The sequence below is a fragment of the Actinoplanes sp. NPDC049668 genome (assembly GCF_044465445.1).
In the GTDB taxonomy this organism is placed as follows: Bacteria; Actinomycetota; Actinomycetes; order Mycobacteriales; family Micromonosporaceae; genus Actinoplanes.
Genome location: NZ_JBITLR010000001.1, coordinates 14,235 through 38,269 on the forward strand (window position 1 = coordinate 14,235; position 24,035 = coordinate 38,269).

The window sequence follows — 24,035 nt, forward strand, 5'->3', positions numbered from 1 at the left end:
CATCGCGGCCGCATCTTTCCGCACATGATGCCTAGAATCCTGCCGCAGGGATCGAGAAAGCGCTTCCCCAGCGGCATACTCCGGGGCACCCCGAACGACCGACCGGCCCTCCCCAGCCGATCCCCCATCGCGGCGAGGGCGGCCCCGTCCCCCGAAGGATCGCCATGCACAGATCCCCGACCAGCGGCACGCGGGCGTTGCTCGCCGCGGCACTCACCACCGTCCTGACCGGCGCGCTCTGCCTGGCGGTCGCCGACACCGCGGCGGCGGCCACGACCGTCGTACAGGCCGAGGCGTACGCCGCGCAGTCCGGCGTGCAGCTCGAACCCACCGGCGACACCGGCGGCGGCCAGAACGCCGCCTACCTGGCGAGCGGCGACTGGATGCGGTACGACGGCGTCGACCTCGGCGCGGCCGGCGCGCTGACCGTGACCGCGCGGGTCTCCTCGGCCATCGGCACCGGCAGCGTCGAGCTCCGTACCGGGTCGGCGACCGGCCCGCTGCTCGCCCAGTTCCCGATCACGGCGACCGGCGGCTGGCAGAACTGGGTCACGCTGACGGCCACCGCCACGACCCATCCGGCCGGCGCGCAGACCGTCTTCGCGGTCATGCGGAACACCGGATCCGGCGACTTCGTCAACATCAACTGGTTCTCGTTCGGCTCCGGCGGCACCCCGGGCGACGGCTGGATCCCCATCGACCAGGCCAGGTGGAACGCCCAGCTCGCCGAGTTCCGGGCGATGGCGCCGCGGCCGGTGCCCGCCAACTCCGTGCGTGTGCCCGAGTTCAACGCGTCCTGCCTCTACAGCCACTCCAGGCCGGACGACCCGATCATCTTCCCCGGGATGCCCGGGGCCTCGCACATGCACAGCTTCATCGGCAACGACAGCACCGACGCCGGCACCACCACGGACACGTTGCTGCGCAACGCCGGCACCAGTTGCCGCCCGGCCGAGGATCTCTCGGCGTACTGGATTCCCAGCCTCTACGAGCGCGGCCAGGTCGTCGAGCCCAAGGACGTGGTCGTCTACTACGGCTCGCGGCTGACCAACGCGGCCGCCACGGTGCCGTTCCCGCAGGGTTTCCGGATGATCGCCGGTGACGCCCGGCTGCAGGCGCCCACCCCGGCCGGCTCGGTCAACCAGTTCTACTGCGCCGGCGCGGGCGGCGAGATCGGCCGGAGCGCGGACGGCAACTGGCCGCGGTGCGCGCCGGGCGCGACGCTGATGTTCCAGCTCGTCTTCCCGGACTGCTGGGACGGCGTGCACCTGGACAGCCCGACGCACAAGGCGCACGTCGCGTACACCTACGACGGCACCTGCGGCGGGGCCTTCCCGGTCGCCATCCCGTCGATCTCGTTCCTGATCGCGTACCCGACCAGTGGCTCGGCGGACGGCTTCCAGCTCTCCTCCAAGATGGCGTCGTCGATGCACGGCGACGCGTTCCTGGCCTGGGACAACGCCGCACTCGGGCACCGCGTGAAGAACTGCGTCGTGCAGCGCGCCAAGTGCAACACCGCCGGCGACTTCTGATCCGTACGCCCGTAAGCGCCGGCCGGAGCCGGTCGGCGCTCTACGGCGCGGTGCTGGCACACTCGAGGCGTGGGCGACGAGGAGCTGGAGAGTCACAGCCTCGTCGACCTCGCCGTCGACCGGCTCAGCCGCGAGATCCTCAGCGGCCGCACCGATCCCGGCGAGCGGCTCGTCGAGGAGCAGCTGACCCGCCGGCTCGGCATCAGCCGGGCGCCGCTGCGCGAGGCGCTGCGGCTGCTGGCCCAGCAGGGGCTCGTCGAGCACATCCCGCGGCGGGGCGTCCGGGTCGCCACACTCTCCGACGACGACGTCCGCGAGCTCTACGAGGTCCGCGACGTCCTGGAGCGGCACGCCGTCGCGGGCATCCCGCCGGGCGCGGACCTCTCCGCGCTGCGGGCCGCGCTCGAGGTGATGCGCAAGGCGACCGAGGCGGGCGACCGGCTGGCGATCGCGGACGCGCACCGGCACTTCCACGTCGCGGTGGTCGCGCTCGGCGGCAACCGCCAGCTGTCCGCGCTGTACGAGTCGGTGCTGGTCCGGCTCCAGCTCTACATGGCGGTCAACCTGCGCCGCGAGGCCGAGGTCGCCGAGCCGTCCGACGGCGTGCACCGGCACGAGCGCCTGTTCGCGGCGGTCGCCGAGGGCGGCGCGGAGGCCATCGTCTCCGCATTGAATGCGCACGGAGCACGGACCTACCTGCCGTAGGTTCCGGTCCGCCCAGGACCTAGATCACTTCGCGACATCAGTCCGTTACCTGGCGTGGACTCGGCCGAAACAGAACGGTCGACAATCGACAGAATGAAGGAAGTCTTCCAGCGCATCCGCGACCGCGGCGACGACGGAGTCTGGATCAGCACCGTCACCGAGGCGGAACTGCGGGACCGGGCCGCCGCCGTTCCGGACGGTCTGCCCCTGGCCGGACTCACCTTCGCCGTCAAGGACAACATCGACGTCGCCGGGGTGCCGACCACCGCGGCCTGCCCGGACTTCGCGTACGTTCCGGAGCGGACCGCGCCCGTCGTACGGCGCCTGCTCGACGCCGGGGCGCTGCTGGTCGGCAAGACCAACATGGACCAGTTCGCCACCGGGCTGACCGGCGCCCGGTCGCCGTACGGGACGCCGGAGAGCGTCTTCGGCGGTGGCCTGATCTCCGGTGGCTCCAGCTCCGGCTCGGCCGTCGCGGTCGCCGCCGGGCTGGTCGACTTCTCCCTCGGCACCGACACCGCGGGCTCCGGACGGGTGCCCGCGGGACTCAACGGGATCGTCGGTGTCAAGCCGACCCGTGGCCTGCTCAGCACCGCGGGGGTCGTGCCGGCCTGCCGCTCGCTCGACTGCGTGTCGATCTTCGCGCCGGACGCGGCCCGGGCCGCGGCCGTCCTGCGGGTGGCGCGGGGCCTGGCCGCCGGCGACGCGTGGGGCCGGACCGGCTCACGCCCGCTGCGGAGCCCGGCCGAGCTGCGCATCGGCGCGGGCCGCGGCCTCGACTTCCTCGGCGACGCCGGCCAGGAGAAGGCGTTCGCCGCCGGGCTCGACCGGTTCGGCGGCGCCGTCCGGGCCGTCGGCATCGAGCCGCTGCTCGAGGCGGGCGACCTGCTCTACCGGGGCCCGTGGGTGGCCGAGCGGCTGGCCGACCTCGGCGACTTTCTGAGCGGGCATCCGGACTCGGTGCTGCCGGTGACGCGGCAGGTGCTCGAGACCGGGCTGCGGTTCACCGCCGCCGACGCCTGGCGCGGCCTGCACCGGCTGCGGGAGCTGAAGGCCTGGACCGACCGGCTCTTCGAGACCGTCGACGTGCTGGTCCTGCCGACCGTCGCGACGACGTACACGCACGCCGAGATCGCCGCCGACCCCATCGGGCGCAACCTGAACCTGGGCCGGTACACGCAGTTCGCGAACCTGCTCGACCTGGCCGCGGTGACCGTGCCGAACGGGTTCACCGCCGACGGCCGGCCCGCCAGCCTGACGCTGTTCGGCCCGGCCTTCAGCGACGACACCCTCGCCCTGCTCGCCGAGGAGCTGGGCGGGACGCAGGACCTCATGACACTCGCCGTCGTCGGGCTGCACCTGAGCGGGGAGCCGCGCAACGCCGAGCTGACCGACCGCCGGGCGACGTTGATCGGCGCGGCCCGCACGGCGCCCTGCTACCGGCTCTACGCCCTGCCCTCCGGCGCGCCGGGCCTGGTCCGCGACGACACGGGCGCCGCCATCGACATCGAGCTGTGGCAGCTGCCGACCGCGGCCGTCGGCAGCCTGCTCGCCGGCATTCCCGCACCCCTGTCGCTCGGCCGGATCGTGCTGGCCGACGGCACCGAGGTGACCGGCTTCCTCTGCGAGGCCTACGCGGTCGCCACGGCACAGGACATCACCGCCGGCGGCGGCTGGCGGGCACACCGTTCCGCATCGGAAAGGCAGGACACATGACCGTCACCATCGGCCCGGTCAAGGCCTCCCCCTATCTTTGGCCCTACGACGGCTCGGTTCCAGTCGAGCGCACCGCCTTGATCTGCATCGACTGGCAGACCGACTTCTGCGGCCCCGGCGGCTACGTCGAGTCGATGGGCTACGACATCGCGCTCACCCGGGCCGGCCTGCCGGCCACCGCGCGGCTGCTCGCACACGCCCGCGGCCTCGGCATGCTCGTCGTGCACACCCGCGAGGGCCACGACCCCGACCTGTCCGACCTGCCGGCCAACAAGCGGTGGCGCTCGGCGCAGGTCGGCGCCGAGATCGGCGCGCCGGGACCGTGCGGCCGCATCCTGGTCAAGGGCGAGCCGGGCTGGGAGATCGTGCCCGAGGTGGCACCGGTGGCCGGCGAGGTGATCGTCGACAAGCCCGGCAAGGGCGCCTTCTACGCGACGAATCTCGACCTCGTCCTGCGTACCCGGGGAATCACGCATTTGATCCTGACCGGGATCACCACCGATGTCTGCGTGCACACGACCATGCGGGAGGCCAACGACCGCGGCTACGAATGCCTGATCCTCTCCGACTGCACCGGCGCCACCGAGGCGTCGAACCACGCCGCCGCGCTGCACATGGTCACCATGCAGGGCGGCGTGTTCGGCTGCGTGTCCACCTCGGACGACGTCATCGCCGCGACGGAGGCCTGAGATGCCGACCGTCGAGGCACAGCCCGCACCCTTCACGTTCGCACCGGAGAGCACCGCGCTGCTGGTCATCGACATGCAGCGCGACTTCCTCGAGCCCGGCGGCTTCGGCGAGAGCCTCGGCAACGACGTCTCCCAGCTGCGCCGCACGATCGCACCGCTCGCGGCCTTCATGACCACCTGGCGGGCCGCCGGCCTGCCGATCATCCATACCAGGGAGGGCCACCTGCCCGACCTGACCGACTGCCCGCCCGCCAAGCTCGAACGCGGCGCGCCCAGCAAGCGCATCGGCGATCCCGGCGCCTTCGGCCGCATCCTCATCCGCGGCGAGTACGGCCACGACATCATCGACGAGCTGCGGCCGATCCCCGGCGAGGCCGTCGTCGACAAGCCCGGCAAGGGCGCCTTCTACGCCACCGAACTTCAGGAACTGCTCGACAAGGGCGGCATCCGCAGCCTGCTCGTGGCGGGCGTGACGACCGAGGTGTGCGTGCACACCACGGTGCGCGAGGCCAACGACCGCGGCTACGAGTGCCTCGTGCTCGCCGACTGCGTCGGCTCCTACTTCCCCGAGTTCCAGCGGGTCGGCCTGCAGATGATCGCCGCACAGGGCGGCATCTTCGGCTGGGTCGCCGATTCCACCTCCGTGCGTCTCTAGGAGCGAGCCATGAAACTTCCCTACTGGGTACGCGGCGACACGAACGCGTTCTTCGGCTTCGGCGTCAACGTCCTCGTCAACGTGCTGACCCTGACCGGCCTCTGCATCGGCGTCGTCGGGATGGACCCGGCGAACGTCTTCGGCGTCATCCTGCCGGCGCTGGGCATCGCCCTGGTGCTCGGCAACATGTACTACACCTACCTGGCGCGCCGGCTGGCCGCCAAGGAGAACCGCGCCGACGTCACGGCGATGCCGTACGGGCCGAGCGTCCCGCACATGTTCATCGTCATCTTCGTCATCATGCTGCCGATCTACCTGCGGACCAAGGACCCGATCCAGGCCTGGACGGCCGGCATCGCCTGGGCGTTCATCATCGGCGTCATCGTGCTGATCGGGGCGTTCGTCGGGCCGTACATCCGTAAATACACGCCCCGCGCCGCCCTGCTCGGCACGCTCGCCGGCATCTCCATCACGTTCATCTCGATGAACCCGGCCGGGACGATGTGGAGCGCCGCCTGGATCGCCCTGCCGGTCTTCGGCCTGCTGCTGGTCGGCCTGCTCACCGACGTCAAGCTTCCCTTCAACCTCCCGATCGGCCTGGTCGCCCTGCTGGTCGGCAGCGCGATCGGCTGGATCGGCGGCGCCATGTCCGTGCCGGACGTGACGGCGGCCGCCAAGGACATCGCGTTCGCCTTCCCGCACCTGAAGGTCGACCTGCTCCTCGACGGCCTGCGCGACATGGCACCGCTGCTGGCGACGGCGATCCCCCTCGGCGTCTACAACTTCACCGAGGCGATGACCAATGTGGAGAGCGCGGCCAGCGCGGGCGACCGCTACAACCTGCGCAGCGTGCTGCTGGCCGACGGCGGCGGCGCGGTCGTCGGCTCGATGCTCGGCTCGCCGTTCCCGCCGGCCGTGTACGTCGGCCACCCGGGCTGGAAGGCGGCGGGCGGCCGCACGGGGTACTCGATGGCCACCGGCGTCGTCATCGCCCTGCTCTGCTTCTTCGGGATGTTCGGGCTGCTGGGCACGCTCTTCCCGACCGCGGCGATCGTCCCGATCCTGCTCTACATCGGCCTGCTCATCGGCGCGCAGGCGTTCCAGGCCACCCCGAGGGCGCACGCCGCGGCCGTGGTCGCCGCCCTCATCCCGAACATCGCGAGCTGGGCGACCGGCCAGATGGACAACGTCCTCGCGGCGGCGGGTACCTCGGCCGCCGAGGTGGGCATCAGCACCCTGGCCGGCGCGGGCGTCGTCTACGACGGGCTGAAGACGCTCGGCGAGGGCGCGATCCTGGCCGGCCTGGTCCTGGGCGCGATCGTCGCCTTCATCATCGACAAGCGCTTCTGGCACGCGGCGATCTTCTCCGGCACCGGCGCGGTGCTGACCTTCGTCGGCCTGATCCACGCGGAGAAGGTGCAGTTCAACGCCGACGGCCCGGTCAGCCTCGGCTACCTGCTGCTGACCGTGGTCTGCGTGCTGTTCGCGCTGACCAGGCCGGAGCCCCGGCAGCCGGACGCCGACGAGCTCGAGCTGGAGCGCCTGCACGCCGGCGGCAACCACACCGAGGAGGGCGTGCCCGAACCCAGCAAGGAGACCAGCGCGGTCTGATCCACCCGTCCACCCGGCGGCCCGGCGCGTCACGTGCCGGGCCGCCGAGCCCCGCCAGGAGGCGCCATGGAGATCAACCGGCCCGACGTCGTGTCCGAGGTCGCCGCCGCGTTCGCCGACTACGAGGACGCCCTCGTGGCCAACGAGGTCGAGCGCATTGTCGGCTTCTTCGCCGCCGGCGCGGTGCGCTTCGGCGTCGCGGACCGCCAGACCGGCCTGCCCGAGCAGGCCACCTGGCGGCGCGCGCAGCCGCCACTGCCGCCGGGCCGCCGGCTCAAGGAGACGATCATCACCGCGTACGGCGCGGACGTAGCGGTCGTAACCACGCTTTTCGGCTATCCGGGCACCGACGCCCTCGGCCGCCAGTCACAGACCTGGGTACGCCTACCGCAGGGCTGGCGCATCGTCACCGCGCACGTCAGCCATGAATTGACCTCATGACCCGTCGGGCCCTGCCGATGGGGATGGCCACGTGCCGTCCCCTCGGAAGGACCATGGATGCGCCTGACGTCGAAAGCCCTGACCCGGGTTTGGTTTGCCCTGGCCACGGCCGTCGCCGCCGGGTTGCCCGCCGTCGCCCCGGCGGTGGCCGCCGCGCCCTCGACGCCCGGTGCGCCTCCGCACGCCGTCGGCGGCTACCTGCCCAGCCCGGTCCTGACCTCCGCGAAGACCAGGCTCGGCGACGCGTCCGCGTTCGAGGTGCTGCCCGAGGCCGTCGACCTGCGCAAGTACGCCCCGCCCGTCGGCGACCAGGGGCAGATCGGCTCCTGCGTCGCCTGGACCGTCGGCTACAGCATCATGGGCTACTACGCGAACCGCGCCGGCGGCACCGGCGCGCCGTACGCCCCGCTCTTCCTCTACATGCGCAACGTCGCCAGGAACGGCGCGCCGACCGCCGGGCTCAACCCCGACGCCGTGCTGACCAGCGCGCAGACCGCGGGCGTCGACACCCAGGAGCACTACTGGCAGGGCACCACCAACTGGCAGTCGCCGCCGACCCAGGAGGAGATCGACAACGCCCGTGACTACCGGGTGAACGGCTGGAGCCGGCTGTTCGTCGGCGGCAACCAGGGCAGCCCCGCGCAGACGCTGATCAAGCAGACGCTGGCGTCCGGCCGCCCGGTGGCCCTCTCCATGCCGGTCTACGAGGACTTCATGTACCTGCGCGGCCACAGCCTCTACGACACGCTGACCGGCTCGAGCCTCGGCGGGCACATGATCGCCGCGTACGGCTACGACGAGCAGGGCGTGACCATCCGCAACTCGTGGGGCACCCACTGGGGCAACGGCGGCGACGCGAAGCTCTCCTGGGCGTTCATCAACAAGGCCGCCAGCAGCGCGTACGCGGTCGACGGCATCGCCACCCCGGCCCGGGTGGCGGCGCCCCCGGCCCCCGCGATCACCTCGATCACGCCGAACCGCGGGTTCGCCAACGCGCGGACCGCGGTCGTGGTGACCGGCGTGAACTTCACCGACTCCACCCGGCTGACCGTCGGCGGGGTCGGCGTCGCGTACACGAAGGTCTCGGCCACCCAGGTCAGGGTGACCCTGCCGGTGCACAAGGCCGGCGCGGTGGACATCCGGCTGACCACGCCGGGCGGCGTCACGGCGCCCGGCGCGTCCTCGCGGTTCACCTACCGCGCACCGGTTCCGGTGATCAGGCGGCTGAGCGTCACCAAGGCCGCCCTGCGGACCGCCACGCCCGTGCGGATCACCGGAAGCGGGTTCACCGGCGCCACCCGGGTCACGGTCGGCGGCGTGGCGACCACCTTCATGCGGGTATCGGACACCGAGATCAGGATGACCCTGAAGGCGCGGACCCGGGCCGGCTCGGCGCCCGTCGTGGTGACCGCCGCCGGCGGCAGGAGCGCGGCGGCGGCCTTCGCCTTCGTCGCGCGGCGACCCTAGCGCCGGGCGAGCGCGGTCTCCGACTCCACGCGGGTCAGCTTCGCCGGGTTGCGTACGTAGTAGAGGCCCGCGATGCGGGCGTCCTCGACGCGGACCGCGAGGATGCCGTCGATCTCCCCGTCCAGGCGCAGGAGCAGCGCCGGGTTGCCGTTGACCACGCGGGGCTCGGTGGTGATCGTCGCCGTCACCTTGGCGAGGCCGCCGAGGAGCAGGCGGCTCACCCTGTCGGCGCCGGTGACCGGCCGCAGCGCGGCCTGCTTGACGCCGCCGCCGTCGCCGATCAGCACCACGCCGGGGGCGAGCACCTCGACCAGGCCCTTCAGGTCACCGGTCTCCACCGCGCCGCGGAACGACTCCATGGCCGCCCGGGTCTCGTCCGCGGAGACCGCGGCGCGCGGGCGGCGGGCCTCGACGTGCCGGCGGGCCCGGTGCGCGATCTGGCGCACGGCCGCCGGGCTCTTGTCGACCGCCGCGGCGATCTCGTCGTAGCCGACGTCGAACGCCTCGCGCAGCACGAACACCGCGCGCTCGGTCGGCGACAGCGTCTCGAGCACGAGCATCAGCGCCATCGACACGCTCTCGGCGAGCTCGACGTCCTCGGCCACGTCCGGCGCGGTGAGCAGCGGCTCGGGCAGCCACGGGCCGACGTACGACTCCCGGCGGCTCTTCACCGCGCGCAGCCGGTTCAGCGCCTGCCGGGTGGTGACCCGGACCAGGTAGGCGCGCTGATCGCGCACCTGCGCCAGGTCCACCTTCACCCACCGCAGCCAGGTCTCCTGCAGGACGTCCTCCGCGTCTGCCGCCGACCCGAGCATCTCGTACGCGACCGTGAAGAGCAGGTTGCGGTGTGCGACGAACGCGCCGGTCGCCGGGTCGGTGGCCGGGTCGCTCACGTCAGGCCGTCCGATCGGCGGCGGCACGCAGCAGCTCCTGGCGCTTGGCGTCCCGGACCGGCCAGGTGTGCGAGCCGGGCCTGTGCGCCTCGTCCGCGAGCTGCTTCACCGGGCTCTTGCACGCGGCCTCCTTCAGCCTCGCGCCGAGCCATCCGCTGACGTGCAGCCGCATCGCGATGTCGTTGCGGTGTGCGACCTGGAACACGCCGGCCCGGCGACCAAGGCTGACACACATGGCGGCGATCCCCCGGCTGAAGTCCGCGGGTCGTTCGCCCGCGATCCGGCTCAGCACCGTGTCGGCGGCGTGCGAGCCGAGCGGAAGCGCGGCCTGACAGCTCATCCGCAGCGGCAGGCCCGAGGGTGCGGCCGAGTCGCCGGTCGCGACGATGCGCTCGTCGCCCACGCTGGTCAGCGTCTCGTCGGTGAGCAGCCGCCCGACGGCGTCGGTGCGCAGCCCGCTGCGGGCGGCCAGGTCCGGCACGCCGAAGCCGGCGGCCCAGATCGTCACCGCGCTCGGCAGCTCGCGGCCGTCGGCGAGCCGTACGGCGTCGCGCGTCACCGCCGCCGCCCGCGAGCCGGGGCCGTCGAGCACGGCGACACCGAGCCGGGACAGCGACCTGGCGACCGAGCGCCGTCCTCGCGGATGCAGGTACGGGCCGAGCACCCCGCCGCAGACCAAAGTCACGGCGCGGCCCTGCTCCGCCAGCTCGGCGGCGGTCTCGATGCCGAGCGGGCCGCCGCCGACGACCGTCACCGGCGCCGTCGCGGGCGCGGCGCCGAGGACCGACCGTAGCCGCTGCGCCTCCTCGAGCCCGGCGATCGGATGGGCGAACTCGGCCCCGCCGGGCACGCCGGGGTCGGCACTGCCGCTGCCCACCGCGTAGACCAGGTAGTCGTAGCCGGCCGCCCCGCCGGTCGCCAGCGTCACCCGGCGCTCGGCGGCGTCGATCCGGGTCACGGTGTCGACCACCAGCCGGACGCCCCCGGCGAGGACCTCCCGGTAGTCGACGACCGCGTCGTCGGATCCGCCCAGCAGCTGGTGCAGGCGAACCCGCTCGACGAAGACCGGCCGCGGGTTGATCAGCGTCACCGTCACGTCGTCGCGCTGCGTGAGGCGATTGGCCGCCAGCACGCCGGCATACCCGCCGCCGATAACCACTACCTCGATGTTCGCGCTCATGGTGTCTCTCCTCGTTCGCATCGGTTCGGCTCAAGACACCCCGGGCCGCGCCGTTGTGACACCAGTGAGCCGGATCACCTCACCTCCGCCGCCGCGGGGTATCAGCGTGCGCCGCCCAATGGTCTGTTTCCTGGACGCGCACGAGGGGGACGCGTCCCCGCCGCCCGCCCCCGGCGGGGCGGGCGGCACCCGCGGGCCGGGATCACGGTCGATTCCGGCCCGCGTTCGAACGCGCTCGGTAGCGGTCCGAATACGCAGCACCGGTGACGGCGCGTGAGCGCCGGGCGTCTGCCATCATGGCCGGATGCTTGTGATCGGCAGGGTCTTCCGGGTCGCCGTCGCCGCGTGCGCCGTCGCCGCTTTCGCCGGGTGTTCGTCGGACGATCCGCCCGACGGCGGCAACATCAGCGTGGACACCATGCGGAACGCTCTGCTCAAGGCCGCCGACATCGGCCCGACCTGGACGGCGCCGGGCGAGTCCGCGACGCCGAACCAGCTGGTCAGCATCTGCGGCGCGGACACCCCGCCGGTGGCCGTGCCGGGCAACCCGGCGATCGTGTCGGCGCCGCTGTCCGACGAGGGCAAGGAGGGTGTGCAGAGCCTCACCCAGCACGCCCTGGTCTACGAGGACGCCATCTCCGCCGCCACCGCCCTCGCCTCGCTGCGCACCGTCGCCGACGCCTGCGCGCCGAGCGTCTCGCGGCCCGCGAAGACCGGCGACCGGGAGGAGCCCGCGTACACGGAGACGGCCTCGACGACGCCGCTGGAGGAGGGCGCCTGGATCGGCTTCGTCACCGCCCGCAACAAGCAGTACGACAAGGCGCACCCGGCCACCGCCGACATCGCCGTGACGGCACTGGCCCGGGACAACGTCGTGCTGGTCGAGCAGTACGCGATCTACCGCCTCGGCCGGTCCGACGCGAGCGCCAACCCCCAGTTCTCCGGCGACTGGCAGAAGCTGGTTCGCACCACTCTCAACCGGATCGGTTAGGCGACCGTCTCGAGGTCGCGGTCGGGCTCGGCCGGGGTCGGCTCGTCCCGGACCTTCGTCAGCTTGCTCGGCCACCACATCCACCGGCCCAGGTCCAGGTTCAGCGCCGTCACCAGCACCGAGCGCACGACCAGGGTGTCGAGCAGGACGCCGAACGCGACCGCGAAGCCGATCTCCGCGAACGCCACCAGCGGCAGGCTGCCGAGCGCCGCGAACGTCCCGGCCAGCACCAGGCCCGCGGAGGTGATCACACCGCCGGTCGCCGCCAGGCCGATCAGGGCGCCGCGCCGGGTGCCGTGCTGGTGCGCCTCCTCGCGTACCCGGGTCATCAGGAAGATGTTGTAGTCGATGCCGAGGGCGACCAGGAAGACGAAGACGAAGAGCGGGAACGCGCTGTCCTCGCCGGCGAAGCCGAAGAGATGCCGGAAGGCCAGCGCGCTGACGCCGAGGGCCGCGGCGAAGGACAGCACGACGGTGGCGATCAGCACGATCGGCGCGACGATCGCGCGCAGCAGCACGCCCAGGATCACCAGCACGACGAGCAGGACCAGCGGAATGATCAGCCGGTTGTCGCGGTCGTTGGCGTTGTGGATGTCCAGGGTCATCGCGGTCAGGCCGCCGACCTGCGCGTCGCCGACCGGATGCACCGCCTCGCGGACCCGTTCGACGGTGTCCATCGCCTCGTCGCTGTCCGGTGCGGCGGTGAGAATGCCCTCGATCAGCGCCAGGTCGCCCTTGATCACGGGCTCGCCGGCCTCGCTGATGCCCGGCGTCGCGGCGACCGCCGACCGGATCGCCGGCGCCGACGCGGCCTCGCCGATCACCACGATCGGCTGGCCCTGCCCGGCCGGGAAGTGCCGGGCGAGCGTCTCCTCGCCGACCACCGCCGACGGCTTGCTGGTGAACTGGTCGGCCTGCGCGAGGCCGTTGGCGTCCAGCTGGAACAGGCCGAGGGACATGACGCCGAGCGCGGCCGCGGTGCCGATCCAGACGGCCCGCGGCCGGCGGGCGATGCGGTCGCCGAGGCGGGCGTAGACGCCGTTGGCGGTCGGCTCGACCGAGCCGGGCTTGGGGCGTACCGGCCAGAAGAGCCAGCGGCCGAAGATGACCAGCATCGCGGGCAGCAGGGTGATCATGGCGAGCAGGCCGACGACGACGCCGATCGCGGCGACCGGGCCGAGGCCGCTGGTCGCGTTCACCTCGGCCAGCGTCAGGCAGGACATGCCGACCGCTACCGTCGCGGCGCTGGCGATGATGGCGGGGCCGGCCCGGTGCAGGGCGAGCGCCATCGCCTCGTGGCGGTCGTCGTGCCGGCGCAACTCCTCGCGGTAGCGGGCGACGAGCAGCAGGGCGTAGTCGGTGCCCGCGCCGAAGACGAGCACCGTCAGGATGCCGGCGCTCTGCGCGTTGACCACCAGCCCGGCGTGCTTGGCCAGCAGGTAGATGACGGCCTGTGCGGTGGTGAGCGCGACGCCGGCGCTGATGATCGGCAACAGCCAGAGCACGGGGCTGCGATACGTGATCAGCAGGATGACCGCGACGATCACGAGTGTGGTGTACAGCAGCGTGCCGTCGATGCCCTCGAACGCCTCGGCGCTGTCGGCGGCGTTGGCCGCGGGGCCGGCGAACTGGACGTTCATCCCCGCGGGCGGCGTGCCCGTCGCGGCCCGCAGGTCGTCGACGACGTCGACGATCTTCTCCCAGCCCTCGGCGTCGACCTTGACCGGAACCACGGTCTGCAGGGCCTGCCCGTCCTTGGCCGGCAGCGGGCCGATGACGTCACCGCTCACCCCGTCGACCTGCCGCATCGCGGCGGCGTCCGCGGTGGCCTTCGCCACGTCGGCGGGCGTGATGCCGCCGGTGCGCTCGTAGACGACCACCGCCGGGGCGATGTCGTCGGGCTGGAACCGCTTCTGCAGCTCCGAGACCTTGGTGGCCTCGGCGTTACCCGGCAGCCAGGCGGAGTTGTCGTTCTTCTCGACGCCGGTCAGCTTCCCGGCCAGCGGGCCCGCGACGGCGAGCACGACCACCCAGAGGCCGAGCACGGCCCACTTCGTCCAGCGTCCGCAAACCAGCCAAGCCATCTCGCGTCCCCCCAGGTCGCCCGACGTCCGGGAGCCTAGGCCGTACGGGGAGACACGGAAAGCGGATTGTCGACCGCAGGGGGTATCTCAGGGGCATTTCAGGGTCGATACCGGACGTTCGGCCAGGCGAATCAGGGCTGGGTGTGCAACCAGCCACAGTCCGAGCAGACGTCGAAGCCGCGGAACTGCGCGAGCCGGCGGCGACCGCACACCGGGCAGACCACCCGGTACGTCTCGTGGTGGCCGGCGCCGCGGCGGGCCGGGTGCAGGAGCGTGAAGAAGACCCGCCGCTGCCAGACGCCGTCGCCGGCGTCGACGGCGACCACACCCGAGCGACTGGGCACGTCGACGCGGAGCAGCAGCCGGGTGTCGGCGCCGACGGCGGGCTCGACGAGCAGCAGGGGCGCGACGTCGGCGGGCTTGACGTCCTCGATCGCGCTGATCGCCGCGGCGCCGTCGCGGATGCCCTCGGCGCCGAGCGGGCCGAGCGGCAGGTCGGCACACCAGCCGGGGCGCGGGCCGTGATCGGACTGCCCGAGCCGGCACCGCAGTACCGCCCAGAGCCCGAGGTTCTCCGAGCCGATCAGGCCGATCTTGACGTCGGACCCGCGCTCGTCGTTGAGCCCGACCAGGGTGGGTCCCCACTTGGTGGCCCGCCGGGCGCTGCCGACCGCCGGCCCGATGCCGGGGAAGAGCACGTCGGCGACGCCCTCGGTGAACCGCCAGAGTCCACCTCGGATGTCGCCGACGATCTCGTCGCAGCGGGCCGCGGCCCACTCGGCGATCCGGCTCGGCTCGACGCTCGCCGTCAGGGCGGGCCTCGGCGGGGCCGCCGGTTCAGCCGGTTCGAACCAGGACGGTGGATCGCTCGAAGTCTCGCGAGGGCCGAATCGCATTGAAACATGCTGTCACTGAGCGGCTACGGTGGCCACCCGGCGGCCGTGTCAGAAGGCTCCCGTGTAGAGCAGGCGGTTGGGTGATCCGGAGCCCGGGCTGACCACCACGCCGGTCGTCGAGTTGCCGACGATGGCCGAGTGGACCTCCGCCGGCGCCGCCGACGGGTGGGTCTGCAGGTAGAGGGCCGCCGCGCCGGCCACGTGCGGTGCGGCCATCGAGGTGCCGCTGATCGTGTTCGTCGCGGTGTCGCCGGTGCCCCACGACGACGTGATGCCGATGCCCGGGGCGAAGACGTCAACGCACGTGCCGCGGTTGGCCCAGCCGGCCTTGCGGTCCGCGTTGTCGACCGCCGACACCGTGATCGCCGCCGGCACGCGGGCCGGCGACTGGGTGCAGGCGTCCAGGGCGAACAGGCCCAGGAAGCCGTTGCCCGCCGCGATCGCGTAGCTCACGCCGGAGGCGATCGAGCCGGCGACGGCGCTGTCCAGGGCCGCGTCCGCGCTGCCGCCCAGGCTCATGTTGGCGACCGCCGGCTTCGCCGCGTTCGCCGTCACCCAGTCGATGCCGGCGACGACCTGCGCGGTCGTGCCGCTGCCCTCGCAGTTCAGCACCCGTACGGCGACCAGTCGCGCGCTCTTCGCCACGCCGTACGCGGTGCCCCCGACGGTGCCCGCGACGTGCGTGCCGTGGCCGTGGCAGTCGTCCGCCGTGCCGCCGTCGATCGCGTCGAAGCCGCTCACCGCGCGGAGGCCGAAGTCCTGGTGCGTGGTCCGGACGCCGGTGTCGATGATGTACGCGTGCACGTCCGCCGCACCGTTGGAGTACGTGTACGCCGAGTTCAGCGGCCGGTTCCGCTGATCGATGCGGTCGAGCCCGTACGAAGGCGGGTTGTTCTGCGTGTCGCTCACCCGGTGGATCACGTCGGCCTGCACGTAGGCGACCGCCGGGTCGGCGGCCATCCGCCGGGCCTGCCGGGCGCTCATCGTGGCCGCGAAACCGCGCAGGGCGTGCGAATACGTCTGGCGCACCTGGGCGCTGTGCCGCCCGGCGAGCGTGCGGGCCTGGCCGGCGACGGCGGCCCGGTCGGGCTTGAGCACGACGACGTAACTGTCGGGCACGACCTCGGCTCCGGGTGCGGCGAGGACGGCTCGTTCGGCGGGCTGTGCACCGGCCGCCTGTGCGGCGCCCGGGATCCCGACTGCGGTGACGACGGCGACGGCGACTGTCCAGCGTGCGGTGCTACGCATCTGCGTCTCCCCACGTGACGGATTGGCTGCGTGCCGTGACGTTAACAGCTCAATCGATGATTGAGAATGTCTTACGGCCGCGGCCGGACGTCACTCCGCGTCGGCGGGACCCGCCAACCCGGCCCGCTCGTCACGCTCCGCCCACTCCAGCAGCGGCGCCAGATCGAAGGCGGTGTCGTCGATGCCCGCGTGCAGGTCGCCCAGCTCGGCGAAGCGGGCCGGCACGGTCAGCATGGTCAGGTCGTCCGGCCGCACGGCGTCGATCTCGTCCCAGCGGATCGGCGTGGAGACCGTGCCGCGCTGGTTGCCCCGCACCGAGTACGCGCTCGCGATGGTGTGGTCGCGGGCGTTCTGGTTGTAGTCGACGAACAGCGCCTCGGGGTCCCGGTCCTTGCGCCACCACGTCGTCGTCACGTCCCGGGGCGAGCGCCGCTCGACCTCGCGGGCGAAGGCCAGCGCCGCCCGGCGGACGTCGCCGAAGCCGTGCTCGGGTGCTATGCGGACGTAGATGTGCAGGCCGCGGCCGCCGGAGGTCTTCGGATAGCCGGTGATGCCGAGCTCGTCGAGCACCTCGTGCGCGACGTGCGCCACCCGGCGCACGGTGTCGAACCCGCACTCCGGCATCGGGTCCAGGTCGATGCGCCACTCGTCGGGCTTCTCCGTGTCCGCGCGGCGCGAGTTCCACGGGTGGAACTCGACGGTCGACATCTGCACCGCCCAGATGACCTCGCCGAGCTGGGTCACGCACAGCTCGTTCGCGTGCCGGCCGTACCGGGGGAACTCCACCCGGACCGTCTGCAGCCACGGCGGCGCGCCGTGCGGCACCCGCTTCTGGTGCACCTTGTCGCCGGCCAGGCCGTCGGGGAACCGGTGCAGCATGCAGGGCCGCTCGCGCAGCGCCCGGACGATGCCGTCGCCGACGCTCAGGTAGTAGTCGACCAGGTCGAGCTTGGTCAGCTTCAGCTCCGGGAAGTACACCCGGTCCGGGTTGGAGACCCGGACGGTGTGCTCCCCCGCGGCGACCTCGATCGCGGGCGGCTTGGTGGCCATGGAGTCAACCTAGCGGTTCAGTCCTCGGCGCGGTGGCGTCCCGCCCGGGCGGGCTCGCGCTGGTCGTTGGCCGCGCGGCGGCCGCCGCCGAGGTGCTTGACCGCGTACATCGCGTGGTCGGCGGCGCGCAGGGCCTGGTCCGGGTCGTCGCTCGGCGTCGCCAGGTGCACGCCGACGCTCGCGCCGATGGTGACCTCGTTGCCGAACACCAGGAACGGCCGCTCGATGGCCGTGCGCACCCGGCTGCTCATCGCGTCGGCGTCGGACTGCAGGGTGATGCCGGGCATCAGCACGACGAACTCGTCGCCGCCGACCCGGGCGAGCACGTCGCCCTCGCGGACGCAGGTGCTGAGCCGCTCCGCGACCTGGCGCAGCAGCTCGTCGCCGGCCTCGTGCCCGTGCGCGTCGTTGACCGGCTTGAACCCGTCGAGGTCGACGAAGAACACGGCCACCGCGTCGCCCTGCAGCGAGGTGCCCAGCGCGTCCTGCATCCGGCGCCGGTTCGGCAGCCCGGTCAGCGCGTCGTGGGTGGCCTCGTGGTGCAGCCGCTCCTGGAACGCCCGGTTCTCGGAGATGTCGCGGGCGTTGATGACGATGCCCGCCAGCGAGGGGTTGTGCATCTGGTTGGACGCGGTGAAGTCGAACCAGGTGGCCTGCCCCGACGCGTTCAGGATCCGGGTCTGCAGCCGCAGCACGCCGTCGCGCTCGGTGAGCAGCTTGCCGAACGCCTCCACCATCCGCGGGCGGTCCTCGGCGTGCACCAGCGCGAACACGGTCGAGCCCTGCAGCGAGCCGGCCGGGAAGTGCAGCAGGGACGCGGCGCTCGGGCTGGAGTAGGCGACCCGGCCCTCGGCGTCGAGCACGGCCACCATGTCGGGCGCGTGCTGGAACAGTGCCTGGAACCGCTCGTCCGCCCGGCGGCGCTGCACCTGGGTGCGGTACCCGAGGAGCGAGATGCCGACGGCGCCGATGATGAGCATCGCCAGCAGCGTCAGGTTGATGTTCTGGCTGCGGGAGTGCACCGGGCCGTCGAAGGAGGCCATGGTCTGCGTGCGCATGTACGTCCAGCCGCCCGGCAGCGCCTCGTCCTTGACGACGACGGAGATCATCTCGGTCTTGCCGACCTTGTACTCGACGAACTCGAACCCGGTGGTGATCCGCTGGACCGCCGCGAGGACCGCGGGGTCGATCATCGTGCCGATCTTGTCTTCCTCGCTGGTGTGGCCGATGCGCCCGGTGGAGTCGACGAACGTGGTGATGCTGCCCGGCGACCGCAGCCGGGTGGTGTAGTTCTGCAGGGTCGTGGACGCGATGTCGTTGTAGCCGATGAGGATCGCCCGCGGCGTCCCGCCGACCTGGATCGGCACCGCGAACGCCTGCACCGCGACGGTGGCGCCGGAGCTGACGTCGGCGGAGTCCTTGACCAGCATGACCGAGGAGAAGCCCGGCTTGCCGCTCTGCAGCGACTTGCGCAACGGCCCGTAGCCGGCGTCGTCGGCCGCGGGCAGCACGTGGGTCCGGGTGGCGTTCAGGACGGTGCCGTCGAGGGAGGTGATCGCGGCCCCGTACTTGAAGGCGGCGGACTTCGCCACGTAGCCCTCGAGGGCCTTGCGGTCCTTCTCGTTGCCGACGCCGAGGTCGAAGGTGCGCGCGTCGGCGAAGGCCTTGAGCTCCTTGGCGTTGAGCAGCTGCATCTGCCCGGCCAGGGTGGCGTTGTTCTTGGCGAGGGCATGCGTGTCGGTGCGGTGCACCGTGTCGGCGGCACGAAGCGCCGAACGGTTCACCAATACACCGACGATGCCGACCGTCACCAGCAGTAATACGCTGGTGACCACAGCGATCCAGTTACGCAGCCGCATCTGATTGCCTCCTCGCCGGACTCCATCGGGTGCGGGGAGGGTCACCTGAAGAATTCAGAGGAGATGTTGAGGAGCGCCTGCGCTACCTAGCGCCGCCAGGGCGGGGGCTGACCACGCAGCCACCACTGCAGCATCTTCGTCACCTGCGGCAACACCAGATACGCCATCAGTGGCGTCAGACACAGCGTGGTCACCAGCGTGCGCACCACCACGTTCTGCTCCGCGATCAGGTGCCCGAGGGTCACCGCCGCCAGCAGGCTGACCGGGAAGAAGCCGAGCCAGATCGTCACCGCCTGCTTCCAGCGCGGCGGCGCCGCCGGGGTGAGGTCGGACACCGAATGCTCCTGCGGCGGGTCGAACCAGCCCTCGATGCCCGTGCGCCGCTCTTCCCGGGTGTGCTCGACCATGCCCTGCGCCGACGACAGCCACCACTGCCGCTGCGGCGACTCCTCCCAGGCGTGCAGCGCGTCGGCGTCGGCGAAGCGGTACAGCATGTGCCACTCGGTCGAGCCGAGCACCGGTCGCACCCAGCCCACCCCGAGGAAGCCGGGGAAGTCCTCGGCCAGCGTCGTCCCCGCGCGGACCCACGCCAGCATCTCCGCGTTGCGCGACGGATCGGCCTTACGGGTGATCGCCACGGTCACGGCGAGCGGCGGTGATGCGGTCTCCATACCCCCGATACTTCATCGCGGGCGTCACGACTGGGCGGCAAACCGGCGCCCCGGGGCTGTGACGAACGGCGCGTGTGACGGCGCTCGCTCAGCCGTTGAGGTAGGTCAGCACGGCGAGGACGCGCCGGTTGTCGTCGTCCGACGGCGGCATGCCCAGTTTGGTGAAGATGTTGTTGATGTGCTTGCTGACCGCCTTCTCCGTGACGAAGAGCTTCGCCGCGATCGCCGCGTTCGACCGGCCCTCGGCCATCTCGCCGAGCACCTCGCGCTCGCGGGCGGTCAGCACCGCCAACGGCTCCCGGCGGGCGAGCAGCTGGGAGACCACCTCCGGATCCATCGCCGTTCCGCCGTCGGCGACCCGGCGGACCGCGTCGATGAACTGGGCCACGTTCGAGATCCGGTCCTTGAGCAGGTAGCCGACGCCGCCGTTGCGGTCGCTCAGCAGTTCCCGGGCATAGAGCGGCTCGACGTGCTGCGAGAGGACCAGGATCGGCAGGCCGGGCACCTCGGTGCGGGCCGCGATCGCCGCCTGCAGCCCCTCGTCGGTGAAGGTCGGCGGCAGCCGCACGTCGACGACGGCGACGTCGGGGCGGTGCCTGATCAGGGCCGGCAGCAGCGCCGGACCGTTGTCCACGGCCTCGACGACCTCGAACTCGAACGCCTCGAGCAGGCGGGTCAGGCCGTCCCTGAGGAGGGCGAGGTCTTCGGCGAGGACAACACGCACGGTAGCTCCATGGTCACGACCGTCGGCCCGCTCGGCGGGGAGGAGACCGTCATCGTGCCATCGAAGGCGGCCAGGCGACGATCTATTCCGCGCAGTCCGGTGCCGCGGGTCGGTTCGGCGCCGCCCACCCCGTCGTCACTGACGGTGATCGCGAGCACGCCGGCGGCGTACCGGATCGACACCGCGGCCGTCCGGGCGCCGCTGTGCCGGACCACGTTCGCCAGCGCCTCCGCGGTGGCGAAGTAGGCCGCGGACTCGACCGGCGTCTGCGGCCGGCCCGGCAGGTCCACCTCGACCGTCACCGGCAGCGGCAGGCTCAGCGCCAGCGCGCGGACCGCGCCGTCGAGCCCGCGCTCGGCGAGCACCGGCGGGTGGATGCCGCGTACCAGGTTCCGCAGCTCGAGCAGGGCCGCGCCGCTCACCTCGCGGGCCTCGACGAGCAGCTTGCGGGCCGCCGCCGGGTTCCGCTCGATCATCTCCTCGGCCAGGCCGATGGTCATGCCGAGCGACACCAGCCGGGCCTGCGCGCCGTCGTGCAGGTCACGCTCGATCCGGCGCAGCTCGGCGGCCTGCGCGTCGACGGTGTCGGCCCGGGTCTCGGTCAGCTGGGCCACCCGCAGGCGCAGCTCGGCGGCCTTGGTCGGGGCCAGGAAGAGCTTGGCGAACTTCGCGTTGACCTCGAGCAGCCAGGGCGCGGCGCCGAGCCCGAGCGCCATGAACAGCACGCCCTGCGGCATCGAGAGCATCGCCTCGCTGAAGTTCGCGATCGGCCAGAAGACGCCGTAGCCGTACCAGTCGACGCTCAGATAGAGCCAGAGCGGCAGCAGCGTGATGCCCTCGAGGCCGTACAGCGGGATGGCGACGGCGAGCAGGCCGAGGGAGAAGCCGACGAGCGCACCCGGCACCAGCCAGGCCAGGTCGCGCCAGGTGGCCGGGTCGGTGGCGATCCACCGGAACCGCTTCCAGCCGCCGGGCAGCGCCCGCTCCGGCGCCGGCTGGTACGGGCAGGCGATCGCGATCCCGGCCCGCCCGGCCAGCCGCCGCTCCAGGTTGGCGCGCATCCGGACGAGGTCGGTGACCCACGGCAGCAGGGCGAGACCGAGGAAGGGCACGGGGCTGAGCGCCAGCGCCACCAGCGAGACCACCAGCAGCGGCAGGTTGGTGATCGCGAGGCCGACCGCGTAGACGCCACCGGCGATGGCCCGCAGGCCGTCGCTCACCCACGATCGCGTCTCCATGTCCCCATTCTCCACGGCCGTCACGTGCACATCTTGATCAACGAAACTGGGGTGCTAGCACCACCATCCCCGGGGATCTGACACTCCTGACCGTTCGGCTATTGACCTTGAGTCTGTAGGTATGACGACAACGACGGAGCGGCCACGGTCGACGGCCGGAAGTGACTTCGCCGAATTGAACCGGCGGATCACCCGCTCGGGACTGCTCGAGCGCAAGCCCGCGTACTACGCCGTACGGCTCACCGCCGTGACGCTGGCGCTGGTGGGCGGCTGGACGGCGTTCTTCCTGATCGGCTCCTCCTGGTGGACCCTCGTAGTCGCCGCGTTCCTCGCCGTGACCTTCGCACAGGTGGCGCTCGTGGCGCACGACCTGGCGCACCGGCAGGTCTTCCGCACGAAGCGGCCCGGCGAGATCGCCGGCCGGATCGCCGGCAACCTGACCATCGGCATGAGCTACGGCTGGTGGATGGACAAGCACACCCGCCACCACAACAACCCGAACCACGACGACCTCGACCCGGACGTCGCGCCCGAGGTGCTGATCTGGGCCACCGAGTCCGCCTGGGGCCGGCGCGGACTCAAGGGCTTCATCACCCGCCACCAGGCCGGGCTGTTCTTCCCGCTGCTCACCCTGCTGGGCATCGACCTGAAGGTGTCCAGCGTCAAGGCGCTGATCCGCGGCGACATGAAGCGCCGCAACCTCGAGGCCGGGCTGCTGATCACCCACGCGATCGGCTACCTGACCGCCCTGTTCCTGGTCCTGTCCCCGCTGCAGGCGATCGCGTTCCTCGTGGTGCACCAGGCCCTCTTCGGCGTCTACCTGGGCATGACGTTCGCGCCGAACCACAAGGGCATGCCGCACCCGGACGGCACCGAGGACTACCTGCGCAAGCAGGTGCTGACCTCCCGCAACGTGAACGGCGGCTGGCTGACCGACGCCGCGCTGGGCGGCCTGAACTACCAGATCGAGCACCACCTGTTCCCGGCCATGCCGACGCCGAACCTGCGCAAGGCCCAGCCGATCGTCGAGGCGTACTGCGCCGAGGTCGGCGTCTCCTACGAGTCGACCAGCCTGCTGGAGTCGTACCGCCAGGCGCTACACCACCTCCACGAGGTCGGCGCCCCCCTCCGCGAGGCCAGGGCCAGGTAGCAACTGCAGCGCCCGCGGCCCGTAGGACAAAACCCGAAGACCGATCTTCTATTACGCGTCATCGGGGTGACCGCCGCCGCGTCGGCACTCGACGGCCCCGCCAATCCGGCCGGGGCCGTCACCGCCGACTTCGGCGGCACGATACCGGTCCATCCCGGTAGGCCCGAAGCACTATCGTGCCACCGTGATCAACGGTGAAGGCGCCCGGCTGGGCATCGAAGCGGCGCATCGCCTCGCGCAGACCGGGTGTTGTGAGATCGGGCCGGGCCTGACAGCTGCGGAGTTCGATCGCATCGAGAGGACGTACGGCTTCGAGTTCGCCGATGATCATCGAGCGTTCCTGGCGACGGGGCTGCCCCTGAACGTTCCGTTCGAGCCGGAGGAGGGCGTGTCCTACGCGTGGCAGCGACCCTGGCCGGAGTGGCGCGACGGCGATCCCGGCGCCATTCGTGAGCGCCTGGAGTGGCCGGTTGAGGGTGTGCTCTTCGACGTGGAACGCAACTCGGTATGGCACGACACGTGGGGCGCCCGCCCGGCCGGCCGTGCCGCGGCGTTGGAGACCGCGCGGCTGAAGCTGGCGCAGGCGCCACGACTGGTACCCGTCTACGGACATCGGTTCCTGCCCGCCGGGCGGGGAACCGCCGGGCACCCGGTCCTCTCGATGGTGCAGACCGACATCATCTACTACGGCACGGACCTGGCCGACTACATCCATCACGAGTTCGGCGGCCCGGGTATGGACAGGCCAGATCAGCGATGGAGCCCGACTGCGACGGTGGCGTTCTGGCGGGACTTCCTCTGACCCGCCCGCCTTCCACGTCTCCGTGATACCAGGCGTCGACGGGTCGGGTGTGGTCGCAGGCCCCGGTGTCGAACCGGGCGGGCCGCCCTTATGAGGGGCGGATGAGCAGCCAGCGCTCAGCCTGCGGAACTGCTTTCGTTGCAGGGGCGGGATTTGAACCCGCGACCTCAGGCCTATGAAACCTGCGAGCACTCCGAACTGCTCCACCCTGCTCGTGCGCCGCCGGGGAATCGAACCCCGAACCCTCCGGGTAAGAGCCGGATGCTCTGGCCAATTGAGCTAGCGGCGCGCGTACATCAAAAAGAAAGCCGCCCTCTCCCGTGCGGGATGGGCGGCAACGTTGTCGCGGCTTCAGCCGCGTCGCCGGCCCAGGTCGGGGCGCTTCATCCGCTTGTTGCGGAACATTTCGAACCCCCTTCGGCCGGTCGCTTCG

The 24,035-nt window shown here is 72.0% G+C and carries 21 protein-coding genes and 2 tRNA genes; 11 read left to right on the forward strand and 12 right to left on the reverse strand.

Annotated elements, in window-relative coordinates; translation table 11 throughout:
• Positions 1-164 precede the first annotated feature (164 nt).
• The 8 genes from ACIBSW_RS00075 (at position 165) to ACIBSW_RS00110 (ending at position 8,816) form a co-directional block, all read left to right on the forward strand.
• Positions 165-1,532: a DUF1996 domain-containing protein gene (locus ACIBSW_RS00075; protein WP_354723883.1), complete on the forward strand. Its 1,368-nt coding sequence runs from the start codon at positions 165-167 to the stop codon at positions 1,530-1,532.
• A gap of 69 nt (positions 1,533-1,601) precedes the next feature.
• On the forward strand, positions 1,602-2,237 hold the full coding sequence (locus tag ACIBSW_RS00080) for a GntR family transcriptional regulator (RefSeq protein WP_354723882.1): 636 nt from the start codon (positions 1,602-1,604) through the stop codon (positions 2,235-2,237).
• Between the two features lie 54 nt (positions 2,238-2,291).
• Positions 2,292-3,953, forward strand: a complete 1,662-nt coding sequence (atzF, locus tag ACIBSW_RS00085) for an allophanate hydrolase (RefSeq protein ID WP_354723880.1) — start codon at positions 2,292-2,294, stop codon at positions 3,951-3,953.
• Positions 3,950-4,642 (forward strand): isochorismatase family cysteine hydrolase, encoded by a 693-nt coding sequence (locus ACIBSW_RS00090; RefSeq protein ID WP_354723879.1) that lies wholly within the window; start codon positions 3,950-3,952, stop codon positions 4,640-4,642. Before atzF ends, ACIBSW_RS00090 begins: the two co-directional genes overlap by 4 nt.
• A gap of 1 nt (position 4,643) precedes the next feature.
• Positions 4,644-5,297 carry an isochorismatase family cysteine hydrolase gene (locus tag ACIBSW_RS00095; protein WP_354723878.1) on the forward strand — a complete coding sequence of 218 codons (654 nt, stop codon included), beginning with the start codon at positions 4,644-4,646 and terminating at the stop codon, positions 5,295-5,297.
• 9 nt (positions 5,298-5,306) lie between these two features.
• Positions 5,307-6,908 (forward strand): regulator, encoded by a 1,602-nt coding sequence (locus tag ACIBSW_RS00100; protein ID WP_354723876.1) that lies wholly within the window; start codon positions 5,307-5,309, stop codon positions 6,906-6,908.
• Between the two features lie 66 nt (positions 6,909-6,974).
• Positions 6,975-7,349 carry an AtzH-like domain-containing protein gene (locus ACIBSW_RS00105; protein ID WP_354723874.1) on the forward strand — a complete coding sequence of 125 codons (375 nt, stop codon included), beginning with the start codon at positions 6,975-6,977 and terminating at the stop codon, positions 7,347-7,349.
• Between the two features lie 57 nt (positions 7,350-7,406).
• Complete coding sequence (locus ACIBSW_RS00110; RefSeq protein ID WP_354723872.1) at positions 7,407-8,816, forward strand: IPT/TIG domain-containing protein; 1,410 nt, start codon at positions 7,407-7,409, stop codon at positions 8,814-8,816.
• Here the strand turns inward: ACIBSW_RS00110 and ACIBSW_RS00115 are convergent.
• Both ACIBSW_RS00115 and ACIBSW_RS00120 read right to left on the reverse strand, forming a co-directional pair.
• Positions 8,813-9,709, reverse strand: a complete 897-nt coding sequence (locus ACIBSW_RS00115) for an RNA polymerase sigma-70 factor (RefSeq protein WP_354723871.1) — start codon at positions 9,707-9,709, stop codon at positions 8,813-8,815. The genes ACIBSW_RS00110 and ACIBSW_RS00115 overlap by 4 nt on opposite strands.
• A 1-nt stretch (position 9,710) precedes the next feature.
• Positions 9,711-10,889, reverse strand: coding sequence for an FAD-dependent oxidoreductase (locus tag ACIBSW_RS00120; protein ID WP_354723870.1), 1,179 nt, complete (start codon positions 10,887-10,889; stop codon positions 9,711-9,713).
• A 304-nt stretch (positions 10,890-11,193) separates the two neighbouring features.
• Between ACIBSW_RS00120 and ACIBSW_RS00125 the strand changes: the two genes are divergently transcribed.
• Complete coding sequence (locus ACIBSW_RS00125) at positions 11,194-11,880, forward strand: hypothetical protein (protein ID WP_354723868.1); 687 nt, start codon at positions 11,194-11,196, stop codon at positions 11,878-11,880.
• On the opposite strand, the gene ACIBSW_RS00130 is transcribed toward ACIBSW_RS00125, so the two are convergent.
• The 8 genes from ACIBSW_RS00130 to ACIBSW_RS00165 all read right to left on the reverse strand — a co-directional run bounded on the left by ACIBSW_RS00130 (position 11,877) and on the right by ACIBSW_RS00165 (position 21,650).
• Positions 11,877-13,964, reverse strand: coding sequence for an MMPL family transporter (locus ACIBSW_RS00130; protein WP_354723866.1), 2,088 nt, complete (start codon positions 13,962-13,964; stop codon positions 11,877-11,879). The genes ACIBSW_RS00125 and ACIBSW_RS00130 overlap by 4 nt on opposite strands.
• Positions 13,965-14,095: 131 nt before the next feature.
• Positions 14,096-14,860: a hypothetical protein gene (locus tag ACIBSW_RS00135; RefSeq protein ID WP_354723864.1), complete on the reverse strand. Its 765-nt coding sequence runs from the start codon at positions 14,858-14,860 to the stop codon at positions 14,096-14,098.
• A 48-nt stretch (positions 14,861-14,908) separates the two neighbouring features.
• Positions 14,909-16,108, reverse strand: coding sequence for a S8 family serine peptidase (locus ACIBSW_RS00140; protein WP_354723863.1), 1,200 nt, complete (start codon positions 16,106-16,108; stop codon positions 14,909-14,911).
• Between the two features lie 90 nt (positions 16,109-16,198).
• Entirely contained in the window at positions 16,199-17,158 is a 960-nt protein-coding gene (gene ligD, locus ACIBSW_RS00145) for a non-homologous end-joining DNA ligase (RefSeq protein ID WP_354723861.1), read from the reverse strand.
• A 17-nt stretch (positions 17,159-17,175) separates the two neighbouring features.
• Positions 17,176-19,017, reverse strand: coding sequence for a diguanylate cyclase domain-containing protein (locus tag ACIBSW_RS00150; RefSeq protein ID WP_354723859.1), 1,842 nt, complete (start codon positions 19,015-19,017; stop codon positions 17,176-17,178).
• Positions 19,018-19,103: 86 nt separating this feature from the next.
• The gene (locus ACIBSW_RS00155) at positions 19,104-19,688 is read right to left on the reverse strand and encodes an antibiotic biosynthesis monooxygenase (protein ID WP_354723858.1); all 585 of its coding nucleotides are present in this window, start codon (positions 19,686-19,688) and stop codon (positions 19,104-19,106) included.
• 88 nt (positions 19,689-19,776) lie between these two features.
• Positions 19,777-20,412: a response regulator transcription factor gene (locus ACIBSW_RS00160; protein ID WP_354723856.1), complete on the reverse strand. Its 636-nt coding sequence runs from the start codon at positions 20,410-20,412 to the stop codon at positions 19,777-19,779.
• Complete coding sequence (locus ACIBSW_RS00165; RefSeq protein WP_354723854.1) at positions 20,364-21,650, reverse strand: sensor domain-containing protein; 1,287 nt, start codon at positions 21,648-21,650, stop codon at positions 20,364-20,366. The genes ACIBSW_RS00160 and ACIBSW_RS00165 overlap by 49 nt, the downstream gene beginning before the upstream one ends.
• A gap of 121 nt (positions 21,651-21,771) precedes the next feature.
• Between ACIBSW_RS00165 and ACIBSW_RS00170 the strand changes: the two genes are divergently transcribed.
• Both ACIBSW_RS00170 and ACIBSW_RS00175 read left to right on the forward strand, forming a co-directional pair.
• Entirely contained in the window at positions 21,772-22,800 is a 1,029-nt protein-coding gene (locus tag ACIBSW_RS00170; protein WP_354723852.1) for an acyl-CoA desaturase, read from the forward strand.
• Positions 22,801-22,984: 184 nt separating this feature from the next.
• Positions 22,985-23,602, forward strand: a complete 618-nt coding sequence (locus tag ACIBSW_RS00175; RefSeq protein ID WP_354723850.1) for a hypothetical protein — start codon at positions 22,985-22,987, stop codon at positions 23,600-23,602.
• A 138-nt stretch (positions 23,603-23,740) separates the two neighbouring features.
• Here ACIBSW_RS00175 and ACIBSW_RS00180 read toward each other — a convergent pair.
• Positions 23,741-23,815: transfer RNA gene (locus ACIBSW_RS00180), tRNA-Met, on the reverse strand.
• 2 nt (positions 23,816-23,817) lie between these two features.
• Positions 23,818-23,891 (reverse strand) — tRNA-Lys (locus tag ACIBSW_RS00185).
• Positions 23,892-24,035 lie beyond the last annotated feature (144 nt).

Coding starts and splice junctions, on each gene's coding strand:
- ACIBSW_RS00150 (WP_354723859.1), bottom strand. CDS start 19,017: ATGCGGCTGCGTAACTGGATCGCTGTGGTCACCAGCGTATTACTGCTG.
- ACIBSW_RS00100 (WP_354723876.1), top strand. CDS start 5,307: ATGAAACTTCCCTACTGGGTACGCGGCGACACGAACGCGTTCTTCGGC.
- ACIBSW_RS00140 (WP_354723863.1), bottom strand. CDS start 16,108: ATGCGTAGCACCGCACGCTGGACAGTCGCCGTCGCCGTCGTCACCGCA.
- ACIBSW_RS00105 (WP_354723874.1), top strand. CDS start 6,975: ATGGAGATCAACCGGCCCGACGTCGTGTCCGAGGTCGCCGCCGCGTTC.
- ACIBSW_RS00170 (WP_354723852.1), top strand. CDS start 21,772: ATGACGACAACGACGGAGCGGCCACGGTCGACGGCCGGAAGTGACTTC.
- ACIBSW_RS00165 (WP_354723854.1), bottom strand. CDS start 21,650: ATGGAGACGCGATCGTGGGTGAGCGACGGCCTGCGGGCCATCGCCGGT.
- ACIBSW_RS00155 (WP_354723858.1), bottom strand. CDS start 19,688: ATGGAGACCGCATCACCGCCGCTCGCCGTGACCGTGGCGATCACCCGT.
- ACIBSW_RS00120 (WP_354723870.1), bottom strand. CDS start 10,889: ATGAGCGCGAACATCGAGGTAGTGGTTATCGGCGGCGGGTATGCCGGC.
- ACIBSW_RS00110 (WP_354723872.1), top strand. CDS start 7,407: ATGCGCCTGACGTCGAAAGCCCTGACCCGGGTTTGGTTTGCCCTGGCC.
- ACIBSW_RS00125 (WP_354723868.1), top strand. CDS start 11,194: ATGCTTGTGATCGGCAGGGTCTTCCGGGTCGCCGTCGCCGCGTGCGCC.
- ACIBSW_RS00095 (WP_354723878.1), top strand. CDS start 4,644: ATGCCGACCGTCGAGGCACAGCCCGCACCCTTCACGTTCGCACCGGAG.
- ACIBSW_RS00135 (WP_354723864.1), bottom strand. CDS start 14,860: ATGCGATTCGGCCCTCGCGAGACTTCGAGCGATCCACCGTCCTGGTTC.
- ligD (WP_354723861.1), bottom strand. CDS start 17,158: ATGGCCACCAAGCCGCCCGCGATCGAGGTCGCCGCGGGGGAGCACACC.
- ACIBSW_RS00090 (WP_354723879.1), top strand. CDS start 3,950: ATGACCGTCACCATCGGCCCGGTCAAGGCCTCCCCCTATCTTTGGCCC.
- ACIBSW_RS00130 (WP_354723866.1), bottom strand. CDS start 13,964: ATGGCTTGGCTGGTTTGCGGACGCTGGACGAAGTGGGCCGTGCTCGGC.
- ACIBSW_RS00075 (WP_354723883.1), top strand. CDS start 165: ATGCACAGATCCCCGACCAGCGGCACGCGGGCGTTGCTCGCCGCGGCA.